Raw genomic sequence first — 10,302 nt, forward strand, 5'->3', positions numbered from 1 at the left:
CATGGCCCCGGTCTCCTCCGAACCGGCCGCCCGGCGGCTGGCGGCCTCCGCGCCCTGGGATGCGGAGGTCGACGACGCCCTGGTGTGCCTCGCGGTGCGCGACGAGACGCACGACGTGAAGACCTTCGTGCTGGCGCCCAAGGCGCCCCGGCTCTTCGCCTACGCCCCGGGCCAGTTCCTGACGTTCTCATTTGAAATCGGCGGCGAGACCATCCACCGCTGCTACACGATCTCCTCGGCCCCGACCCGCCCGCACGCGGTCTCGTTCACGGTCAAGCGCGTGCCCGGCGGCGCGGTCTCGAACTGGCTGCACGACACTCTCAAGCCCGGCGACACCGTGCGCGCGCTCGGGCCGATGGGCGAGTTCTCCTGCTTCACCCACCCGGCCCCAAAATACCTGCTCCTGTCCGGCGGCAGCGGCGTGACGCCGATGATGTCGATGGCGCGCAGCTTCCACGATCTGGGCGAAGCCCGCGACGTCGCCTTCGTCCACTCCGCCCGCTCGCCCGCCGACATCGTGTTCCGGGGCGAATTGGAGACGATGGCCCGGCTCGATCCCGCCTTCCGCTTCCACGCGGTCTGCGAGACCGATTCCCCCAACGAGACCTGGGCGGGTCCGAAGGGCCGGCTCTCCCTCGACATCCTTCGCGATGCGGTGCCGGATTTCCTCGACCGGGAAATCTTCGTCTGCGGCCCGAAGCCCTACATGGATGCGGTGCGGGCCATGCTGAGCCAAGCCGGGTTCGACATGGCCCGGCACCATCAGGAGAGCTTCGACTTCGGCGAACTGCCGGAGGCCGAGCAGGAGGCTGCGGCGGAAGCCGAGAAGACCCTCGACACCGAGGCCGCGCCCGCGGGCGGCGTGCGCATCTTTCGGGTGGAGTTCGCCAAGACCCGCCGCGTGCTCGAATGCCCGGAGAACGAGACGGTGCTCGACGCCGCCCGCAAGGCCGGCATCCGCCTGCCCTCCTCCTGCGCCAAGGGCCTGTGCGGCACCTGCAAGTCGAAGCTCACCGCCGGCACCGTCGCCATGACCCATGCCGGCGGCATCCGTCAGCGCGAGATCGATGCCGGCATGGCGCTGCTGTGCTGCTCGAAGCCGACCAGCGACCTCGTCGTCGAACGCTGAACGAGCGGGCTCGGCCCCGCCCGCGACCCCACGCTTTCCCCATCGCCTTCGGGAGTCGTCCCGTGATCGCCAATGCCGACGCGCTCTTGAAGCCCCTCACCATCAAGGGCCTCACCATCCGCAACCGGGTGATGTCCACGAGCCACGCCCCCGGCTACGGCCGGGACGGCAAGCCGCAGGAGCGCTATCAGCTCTACCACGCCGAGAAGGCCAAGGGCGGCATCGGGCTCACCATGTTCGGAGGCTCGTCCTCGGTCGCCGTCGACAGCCCCGCCGCGCCCTGGAACCAGATCTCGGTCGCCGACGATTCGGTGATCCCGTTCTTCCAGCAGTTCTCGGACCGGGTGCACGCCCACGGCGGCAAGCTGATGATTCAGCTCACCCATATGGGCCGGCGCACCAAGTGGGACACCGAGCACTGGCTCCCCACCGTCTCGCCCTCGCCCCGGCGCGAGCCCGCCTCCCGCACCATCCCGAAGGAGATGGAGGCGGAGGACATCGCCCGCATCGTCAAGAGCTTCGCCCAGGCCGCGCGCCGCTGCCGCGAGGGCGGGCTCGACGGCTGCGAGGTCTCGGCCGCCCACGGCCACCTGATCGACCAGTTCTGGTCGCCGTCGGTCAACCAGCGCACCGACCAATACGGCGGCAGCCTGGAGAACCGGATGCGCTTCGGCATCGAGGTGCTGGAGGCGATGCGCGCGGAAGCGGGCGACGACTACGTCATCGGCATCCGCATGTCCGGCGACGAGATGATCGCCGACGGCCTCAGCCAGGACGATTGCGTCGCCATCGCCTCCGAATATGCCCGGCGCGGGCTCGTGGACTTCCTCAACATCCTCGGCGGGCAAGCGCGCGACCACATCGCCCACGCGATCTCGCTGCCGAACATGTCCTTCCCCGTGGCGCCGTTCCTGTTTCTGCCGAGCGCGATCAAGCGCGAGGTCGACGTGCCGGTCTTCCACGCCCAGCGCGTCACCGATCTCGCCACCGCCGCCCGCGCGGTCGCGGAGGGCCATGTCGACATGGTGGCGATGACGCGCGCCCATATCGCCGACCCGCATCTCGTGAAGAAGCTCTCCGAGGGCCGGGCCGACGACATCCGCCAATGCGTCGGCGCGGGCTACTGCATCGACCGGATCTATGTCGGCGGCGACGCGCTCTGCATCCAGAACGCCGCCACCGGCCGCGAGGCGACGATGCCGCACGAGATCCGCAAGGCGGATGTCCGCCGCCGGGTCGTGGTGATCGGCGCCGGCCCCGGCGGCCTCGAGGCGGCCCGCGTCTGCGCCGAGCGCGGCCACGCGGTGGTGCTGTTCGAGAAGAGCGGGCAGGCCGGCGGTCAGATCGGCATCGCGGCCAAGGCCGGCTGGCGCGAGGCGATGTCGGGCATCACCCGCTGGCTGGTGGCCCAGGTGACCAAGCTCGGCGTCGATCTGCGTCTCAACACCGAGGCGACCGAGGCGGCGGTGCTCGCCGAGAAGCCCGACGTGGTCATCGTCGCCACCGGCGGCACGCCGTTCCGCGGCCACGCCAAGGGCGCCGCGCAGCACGCGGTGACCACCGCCGAGGTTCTGGCCGGCGCGGTCGAGCCCACCGGCTCGGTCCTGCTCTACGACGAGATGGGCCAGCACAACGCCGCGTCGGTGGCCGAGCAACTGGCCAAGCGCGGATGCCTCGTGGAGATCGCCACCCACGACCGGATGGTCGCCGAGGAGGTCGGCACCACCAACCAGCCGATCCACCTGCGCGAACTCTACAAGCTCGGCGTGGTGATGAGCCCGAACCTGGAGCTGATCGAGATCTATCCCGAGGGCAACCGCTTCGTCGCGGCGTTGCGCAACACCATGACCGACACCGAGGAGGAGCGCCTCGTCGATCGCATCGTCGTCGATCACGGCACGCTGCCGGTGGACAGGCTCTACCACGGCTTGAAGGAGGCCTCCGTCAACCGGGGCCAAACCGACCCGGACGCGCTGATCCGCGGCGAGCCGCAGCCCTACGATCTGTCGAAGGGCTACGCCCTCTACCGCATCGGCGACGCGGTCTCGGGCCGCAACATCCACGCGGCGATCTACGACGCCCTGCGGCTGTGCAAGGATCTTTGATTGGGTTCCCCCTCTCCCCGCACGCGGGGAGAGGCCCGCAGGCACCCTGTCGTGCCTGCGGGAAGCGGAGGCGAAGCCGGAGCGGCGGTGAGGGGGCGGCTCAGGATGAGCCTCCTCCGGCCAGGCCCCCTCACCCTCGGCTGCCGCCTCGTCGCGCCGACGACAGGGTCGTCGCGACCCTCTCCCCGCGTGCGGGGAGAGGGGATGCACGGTCCTCGTAAGCCCCGTCCGGAACTGTCGCCCAGCCCGTAGGCCCACCGTCATGACCAGCTTCGTGCCCCTGACCACGGTGTTTCCCGGCCTCGTCTGGCTGATGGCGGCGCTCGCCCTCGTTCAGGGCTTGCGCCGTGCCGCCCTCTGGCGCGTCGGCGCGGCGGCGCCCGTGGCGTGGCTCGACGGGCTCGCCAAGCTGCCCCGGCGCTACCTCGTCGATGTCCACCACGTCGTGGCCCGCGACGCCTACGCCTCGCGCATGCATGCGGTCGTGGCCGGCGGCCTGATCGCGGCCTCGATCCTCACCGCGCTGGCGATCCTGCCGCCGCTGGCCGATTTCCGGCCCTACTGGTTCCTCGTGGCGCTCGCCTTCGGGGTCACGGCGGTCGGCTCGCTGCTCGTCGGCGCCCGGCGCTATCCGCAGAAGCAGAAGCGCCTCTCCGCCGGCCGCTTCCAGATCCTGCCGTTCCTCCTCGTCGCCTACGCCGTCGGCGGCACGATCACCGCCCTCATCCTCGCGCTCGGCGGCGGCGGTGGCCTGTTCGGTTCCGTCGCGCTCGCGCTCGCGGCGGCCGGCGGGCTCGGCCTCGCCTTCGAGGTGCGCCACGGCCCGATGCGCCACGCGGCGGCCGGCGCGCTTCACCTCGTCGCCCATCCCCGGCCCGGCCGGTTCGAGGGCCGCCCCGACACCGCGCTCCAGCCGCTCGACCTCGACGCGCCCCGCCTCGGCTCGGAGATGCCGGCCGACTTCACCTGGAACCGGCTGCTGTCCTACGACGCCTGCGTCAGTTGCGGGCGCTGCGAGACCGCCTGCCCGGCCTTCGCCGCCGGCCAGCCGCTGAATCCGAAGAAGCTGATTCAGGATCTCGTCGCCGGCCTCTCGCCGGCCGAGCCCGCCTATGCCGGCAACCCCTATCCCGGCGGCCGGGCGGCGGAGGGCGCGCGCGGGGCTTTGGCCCGGCTGATCGGGCCGGATGCGCGCATCCATCCCGACACTTTGTGGTCCTGCACCACCTGCCGCGCCTGCGTCGAGGAATGCCCGATGATGATCGAGCACGTCGACGCCGTGGTCTCCCTGCGCCGTCACGAGACGCTGGAGCGCGGGGCGCTGCCCGAGAAGGCCGTCGTCCCGGTGACGGAGCTGCGCCAGTCCGGCGATCCCGGCGGGCGCCCGCTGGCCTCGCGCACCGATTTTGCCGCCGGGCTCGACCTGCCGCGGATCGCAGAGCGTGAGCGGGTCGATGTCCTGCTCTGGCTCGGCGAGGGCGCCTACGACCTGCGCTACGGCCGCTCTTTGCGGGCGCTGGTCCGGCTCCTGCGCGAGGCGCAAGTCGATTTCGCGGTGCTGGGTGCGGAGGAGCGCGACACCGGCGACCTCGCCCGGCGGCTCGGCGACGAGGCGACCTTCCAGGCGCTGGCGCGGGAGAACATCGCGACGCTGGCGAAGTACCGCTTCAAGCGGATCGTCACCGCCGACCCACACGCGCTGCATGCCCTGCGCAACGAGTACCCGGCCTTCGGTGGCCACTACACCGTGACCCACCACACCGCCCTCCTGCTGGAGCTGATCCGGGCGGGCAAGCTCAATCCGGGCCGTCTGCCCGACCTCTCGGTCACCTATCACGACCCCTGCTACCTCGCCCGCTACAACGGGGAGACCGAGGCGCCCCGCGCGGTGCTCGACGCGATCGGCGTCACCCGCCGCGAGATGACCCGGTCCGGGCGCCGGGCGATGTGCTGCGGCGGCGGCGGCGGCGCGCCGGTGAGCGACGTGCCGGGCGAACGGCGCATCCCCGATATCCGCATGGCCCAGGCGGCCGAGACCGGCGCCGGGATCGTCGCCGTCGCCTGCCCCTCCTGCACGGCGATGCTGGAGGGCGTGACCGACCGCAAGGCGGAAATCCGCGACGTGGCCGAACTCCTGCTCCAGGCGGTGGAGGCGGGCCGATGAGCCGCCCGCGGCGCGACCCGCGGGCCGAGCGGGCGGCCTCCCTCGTCGCCGGCGAGGGCCCGCGCCCGCGCTACGATCGCACCCGTCGGGTGACCGGCTCCGCCCGCCCCCGCCGCGATCCGCGGGCCGAGCGCGCGGCGCAGCGCATCGATGGCCTTGCGCGGGCGCGCTACGATCTCAGCCAGATCGGCCGCCCTGTCGGCGAGGCGGTCACCGCCGTACCTCGCGCTGCGCCCGTGGCCGAGGTGCCGAAGACGGTCATCGTCGAGACGCCCGCCTTCCTCGTCGCGGTGGTGCCGGACGCCCCCGGCGGCCGCCTCTCGAGCCATGACCGGCAGGTGATCGGTGCGGCGCGCGCGCTCGCCGGGCGCGAGGGCGCCGTCGCGGTCATCGTGGAAGGGGAGTGCGAGGGGCTGGGTGCAGCGGGCGCCGACCGGATGCTCCGGCTCGAGCGCGCGGAGGGCTACGACCCGGCGGCCCGCGCCGCCCGCATCGAGGCCGCGCTCGCGGGCGTCGGGGCCCGCCACGTCCTGTTCCCGGAATCCCTCGATGGCGGCGACCTCGCCCGGCGCGTCGCGGTGGGCCTGAACGAGGCGCTGTTCACCAATGCCGAAGTGGTGGCCGCCAAGGGGCTGGTCCGCCCGGCCCGGGGCCGCCGGGTCGAGCAGAGCCTCGCCCCGCCCCGCCTCGCCACCGTGGCACCGGACGCGGTCGCCGACTATGCCGGCCCGCCGCGGGAGGCGCGCGCCCTGCCCTTCGAAGGGGCTGCGCTGGAAACCCCGAAACACATCGTCTCGGCGACGCGCATCCCGGCCGATCCCGCGACCGTGCCGCTCTCGCTCGCCGAGTTCGTGGTGTCGGCCGGCAACGGCCTCTCCGATCTCGACACCTTCCGCCAGGTGGTGAGCGCGCTGCACGCGACACCCGGCGCCAGCCGCGTGCTGTGCGATTCCGGGCTGATGCCGCGCCATACCCAGGTCGGCGCCTCGGGCACGGTGCTCGCGGCGACCTGCTACTTCGCGCTCGGCATCTCCGGGGCGCCGCAGCATCTCCAGGGGGTGGCCGGCTGCGAGCATGTGGTGGCGGTCAACACCGATCTCCACGCGGCGATGATCGAGCGGGCCGGCCTCGCCATCGTGCAGGATGCGCAGGCCGTAATGCCGGCCCTGCTGCGGCTGCTGGCGGAAGAGGCCGCCGGGTCGGGGAAGGCGTCATGAGAATCGCGGTCCTTCTCTCCGCCGGGCTCCATCCGGTCTCCGGGGCGCCCGTGCTGCCGCGGGTCGAGGCGCAGGCGATCCGGATGGCCGCCGGGCTCGGCGCGGGGTCCGAGACCTTCGGCCTGCATGCCGGGCCGGATGCCGCCGCCCTCGGCGAGGCGCTGGGCCAGGGCCTGCCCCGGATCGAGCATATCAGGATCGCGGCCGGCGACGACCCGGTGCCCGCGCTCGCCGCGCGGCTCGCCGAACTTGCCCCAGACCTGATCCTGGCCGGGCGGCGCAGCCAGGGCGGCGAGGAGAGCGGCCTCGTGCCCTACGCACTGGCCCGCGCCCTCTCAATTACCCTCATATCCGACGTGGTCGCGGCGGCGCTCGAGGTGGAGGGCGACCTGCGGCTCGATCAGAGCCTCGGGCGGGGCGCCCTGCGCCGGGTGGTGGTGCGGGGACCGGTCGTCGTCACCTGCCATCCGGACGCCCCCGCCCCCCTCGCCTACGCCTATGGCCGGGCCCGCCGCGGGCGCGTCGAGGCGCTGGCCGTCGCGCCGGCATCACTTCCGGCTCTCGCCTTGGCGGTAGAGGAGCGGCCCTATCGCCGCCGGCCCAAGATCGTGAAGGGCGCGCCCGCGGGCGGCTCGGCGGCGGAGCGGCTGAAGGCGGCCACCGGCGAGGGTGGCTCGGCCGCGAGCGGCCGGCTCTTGGTCGAGCCCGATCCCGAGGACGCCGCGCGCGAGATCCTGGCCTATCTCCGGCAGATCGGCGTGCTCGCCCCGCCAGCGGAACCGAAGACCTGAGGAAAGCGAAACGATGCCCCTGAGCCCCGACGACCTGCTGACGCGGCTGCGCGAGCGCGGCATCGCCTACAAGCTCTACGAGCACGAAGCCGTGCTCACCGTCGAGGCGATGATGGCGATCTGCGGCGACATCGCCGGCGCCCACACCAAGAACCTGTTCCTGCGCGACGGGAAGAAGACCTACTTCCTCGTCACGCTCCAGCATGACGCGCAGGTCGATCTGAAGGCGTTCCGCGCCGTGCTCGGCGCCCGCGGCGGCCTGTCCTTCGCGAGCCCCGATGCCTTGCGCGAACAGCTCGGGGTCGAGAGCGGGGCCGTGTCGCCGCTTGCGGCGCTCAACGCCGCGCCGGGCAGCGTGCGGGTGTTCCTTCAGGACAGCCTGCTGGCGGAGACGCGGGTCAACATCCACCCGCTCGTCAGCACGCGCACCCTCTCGCTCGTCCCGGCCGATCTCGTGGAGGTTCTGCGGGCCGAGGGGCACCAGCCCACGGCGGTCGCCCTGCCGGAGAGCGCGGCGGCCTGACGATCCTCAGAGCCTGTTCGATGTGCGATGGCAGCACCGCAGGCCGTGTTCTCTTCCCATCCGCGACCTCATCCTGAGGTGCCGGAGCAAAGCGGAGGCCTCGAAGGAGGGCTCCAGAGAGCACCGCGATCCCTGGAGCCCTCCTTCGAGTCTCGCTGACGCGAGCACCTCAGGATGAGGGCGCGGGTGGGATCGCGTAAAAGTGCCTCACACAATGCCTAGCGGATTGCCCCCGCTCCCGCGCTGACGGCGCGGCGGGCATCGTGAGAGCATTCGATCGGTCACGTCAAACCGGCCCTCAGGCGCGCTGGATGGCCATCGGGAAGGCGAAGGACAGGAACAGCGTCTCGCTGGCCTTCGCCTCGACCGGGGCCGGCTCGATGCGGGAGCGCAGACCCGGCAGCGCGGCCCAGCTCAGGCCGATATCGGCCAGTGCCGCGTCGCTGAGGTCCATCAGAGCCTCTTCATCCGCCCGAGCGCGGAGCCGGGCGCGAACACTTTCGAAAACCTTGCCGAACATGAGATGAGCCTCGATCGCGCCGTCGTTGATCAAGACGAGGACGGCCCGCGTCGGAACTCATATGATCCTTCCTCTGTCCTCGGAGGAGCGCGGAAGCTTGGGAGCAGACTTGCTCCATGCGCATGCATTGAGCAAGAAGGCCCAAAATTTAGCGAATTGCTCACCTGTTTTGCATGAAGCCGCCGGTCCGGCCGGGCGTTGCCGGCGGCGCGCCGCCCTGCCGAAAAGCGGAATCGACGCAAAAACCCCTCCTCCGGGGCCGGAAGAGGGGTTGCGGGATCGGTCGGTGCCGGTGTGATCGGGAAAGGGCCGACACGGGTCCGATCGGCGCTTCGTGCAGCGGAGGGACGCCGCGCACCCTGCTGCGGCGTGCCGTACGGCACGCCCCCCAACGCCGGTCGTTCTCACCCGCGAAGGCGGGCGCGATGCCTCAGCAGGCGGCGACGTTGACGGCGAGCCCCCCGAGCGAGGTTTCCTTGTACTTGGCCTGCATGTCGTGGCCGGTCTGGCGCATGGTCTCGATCACCTCGTCGAGGCTCACCCGATGCTGGCCGTCGCCGCGCAGCGACAGCGAGGCCGCCACCACCGCCTTGTTGGCGCCAAAAGCGTTGCGCTCGATGCAGGGCACCTGGACGAGGCCGGCGATCGGATCGCAGGTCATGCCGAGATGGTGCTCCATGGCGATTTCGGCGGCGTTCTCGATCTGGAAGGCCGAGCCGCCGAGCGCCGCGGTCAGCCCCGCCGCCGCCATCGCCGCGGCCGAGCCGACCTCGCCCTGGCAGCCGACCTCCGCCCCCGAGATCGAGGCGCGGGCCTTGATCAGCCCACCGATGGCGGCGGCGGTGAGCAGGAACTCGCGCCCGCGCTCGTCGCTCCAATCGGGGCAGAAGTCGCGGGTGTAGCGCAGCACCGCCGGGACGATGCCGGCCGCGCCGTTGGTCGGTGCCGTCACCACCCGGCCGCCCGAGGCGTTCTCCTCGTTGACGGCCAGCGCGTAGAGGCTGATCCAATCCATGATCTCGTGGGCCGGGCGGCTGTTGGCGAGCTTCGTCGCCTCCAGCGACTCGTAGAGCCGCTTGGCCCGCCGCCGCACCCGCAGGCCGCCGGGCAATTCGCCGTCCATGCGCAGGCCGCGCTCGATGCAGGCGAACATCGCATCGCGGATCGCGTCGAGGCCGGCATCGATCTCGTCGCGCGGGCGCAGGGTCAGCTCGTTGGCGAGCTGGATCTGCGGGATCGTCAGCCCGGTGCGCAGGGTCAGGTCGAGGAGTTCGCGCCCGCTGCCGAAGGCGAGCGGGGGTGGCACGCACTCCGCATGACCCGCCGCGGCGGCTTCCGCCTCGGCGGCGGTGACGACGAAGCCGCCGCCGACCGAATAGAAGATCTGGTCCTCGATCAGCGCATCCCCGGCATCGTAGGCGCGAAAGCGCATGCCGTTGGTGTGCAGCGGCAGGATGTCCTTGAAGTTGAAGACGAGGTCGCGCTCGGGCTCGAAATGGACGCCCGGAATGCCGAGATCGCCGGTCCGGCGCAGTTCGTCGGCGAGCGGCGCCGTCCGATCCGGGTCGATGGTGGAGGGCGCGTGGCCCATGAGCCCGAGCAGGATCGCCACGTCGGTGCCGTGGCCGCGCCCGGTCCAGGCGAGCGAGCCGTAGATCTCGGCGCTGACGCGGGCGACGCCAGCGCGGGCGAGCACGGTCTCGCGGAACCGGCGCCCGGCGATCATCGGCCCGACGGTGTGGGAGCTCGACGGACCGATCCCGATCTTGAACAGATCGAAGGTGCTGATCATCGGGTCCGTTGCTCTCTCAAAAGGCGGCTCTCCCCGACATGGATGCAAGTTCGGGGGCGAT

At 71.9% G+C, this 10,302-nt stretch carries 8 protein-coding genes; 6 read left to right on the top strand and 2 right to left on the bottom strand.

Annotated features, from left to right (window positions below; genetic code table 11):
- The first annotated feature begins 1 nt into the window (after position 1).
- The 6 genes from M2437_RS14480 to M2437_RS14505 all read left to right on the top strand — a co-directional run bounded on the left by M2437_RS14480 (position 2) and on the right by M2437_RS14505 (position 7,929).
- On the top strand, positions 2-1,129 hold the full coding sequence (locus M2437_RS14480; RefSeq protein ID WP_253387848.1) for an FAD-binding oxidoreductase: 1,128 nt from the start codon (positions 2-4) through the stop codon (positions 1,127-1,129).
- Positions 1,130-1,191: 62 nt separating this feature from the next.
- Positions 1,192-3,234 carry an NADH:flavin oxidoreductase gene (locus M2437_RS14485; RefSeq protein ID WP_253387849.1) on the top strand — a complete coding sequence of 681 codons (2,043 nt, stop codon included), beginning with the start codon at positions 1,192-1,194 and terminating at the stop codon, positions 3,232-3,234.
- 262 nt (positions 3,235-3,496) lie between these two features.
- Positions 3,497-5,398, top strand: a complete 1,902-nt coding sequence (locus M2437_RS14490) for a (Fe-S)-binding protein (RefSeq protein WP_253387850.1) — start codon at positions 3,497-3,499, stop codon at positions 5,396-5,398.
- The gene (locus M2437_RS14495; protein ID WP_253387851.1) at positions 5,395-6,615 is read left to right on the top strand and encodes an electron transfer flavoprotein subunit alpha/FixB family protein; all 1,221 of its coding nucleotides are present in this window, start codon (positions 5,395-5,397) and stop codon (positions 6,613-6,615) included. The genes M2437_RS14490 and M2437_RS14495 overlap by 4 nt, the downstream gene beginning before the upstream one ends.
- Positions 6,612-7,406 carry an electron transfer flavoprotein subunit beta gene (locus M2437_RS14500; RefSeq protein ID WP_253387852.1) on the top strand — a complete coding sequence of 265 codons (795 nt, stop codon included), beginning with the start codon at positions 6,612-6,614 and terminating at the stop codon, positions 7,404-7,406. Before M2437_RS14495 ends, M2437_RS14500 begins: the two co-directional genes overlap by 4 nt.
- Positions 7,407-7,419: 13 nt before the next feature.
- A complete protein-coding gene (locus M2437_RS14505) occupies positions 7,420-7,929 on the top strand; it encodes a prolyl-tRNA synthetase associated domain-containing protein (protein WP_147019130.1) in 510 nt (169 codons plus the stop codon).
- Positions 7,930-8,227: 298 nt separating this feature from the next.
- Here the strand turns inward: M2437_RS14505 and M2437_RS14510 are convergent, their stop codons facing one another.
- A complete protein-coding gene (locus M2437_RS14510; RefSeq protein WP_253387853.1) occupies positions 8,228-8,449 on the bottom strand; it encodes a YjiS-like domain-containing protein in 222 nt (73 codons plus the stop codon).
- 430 nt (positions 8,450-8,879) lie between these two features.
- Positions 8,880-10,241 carry an L-serine ammonia-lyase gene (locus tag M2437_RS14515; protein WP_056457671.1) on the bottom strand — a complete coding sequence of 454 codons (1,362 nt, stop codon included), beginning with the start codon at positions 10,239-10,241 and terminating at the stop codon, positions 8,880-8,882.
- Positions 10,242-10,302: the final 61 nt, after the last annotated feature.

The sequence above is a fragment of the Methylorubrum pseudosasae genome, assembly GCF_029504475.1.
Classification (GTDB): Bacteria; Pseudomonadota; Alphaproteobacteria; order Rhizobiales; family Beijerinckiaceae; genus Methylobacterium; species Methylobacterium extorquens.

What these genes read in the sequence shown, in the direction of transcription:
- M2437_RS14515 (WP_056457671.1), bottom strand. Translation starts at nt 10,241, where the DNA reads ATGATCAGCACCTTCGATCTGTTCAAGATCGGGATCGGTCCGTCGAGC.
- M2437_RS14505 (WP_147019130.1), top strand. Translation starts at nt 7,420, where the DNA reads ATGCCCCTGAGCCCCGACGACCTGCTGACGCGGCTGCGCGAGCGCGGC.
- M2437_RS14480 (WP_253387848.1), top strand. Translation starts at nt 2, where the DNA reads ATGGCCCCGGTCTCCTCCGAACCGGCCGCCCGGCGGCTGGCGGCCTCC.
- M2437_RS14500 (WP_253387852.1), top strand. Translation starts at nt 6,612, where the DNA reads ATGAGAATCGCGGTCCTTCTCTCCGCCGGGCTCCATCCGGTCTCCGGG.
- M2437_RS14495 (WP_253387851.1), top strand. Translation starts at nt 5,395, where the DNA reads ATGAGCCGCCCGCGGCGCGACCCGCGGGCCGAGCGGGCGGCCTCCCTC.
- M2437_RS14490 (WP_253387850.1), top strand. Translation starts at nt 3,497, where the DNA reads ATGACCAGCTTCGTGCCCCTGACCACGGTGTTTCCCGGCCTCGTCTGG.
- M2437_RS14510 (WP_253387853.1), bottom strand. Translation starts at nt 8,449, where the DNA reads ATGTTCGGCAAGGTTTTCGAAAGTGTTCGCGCCCGGCTCCGCGCTCGG.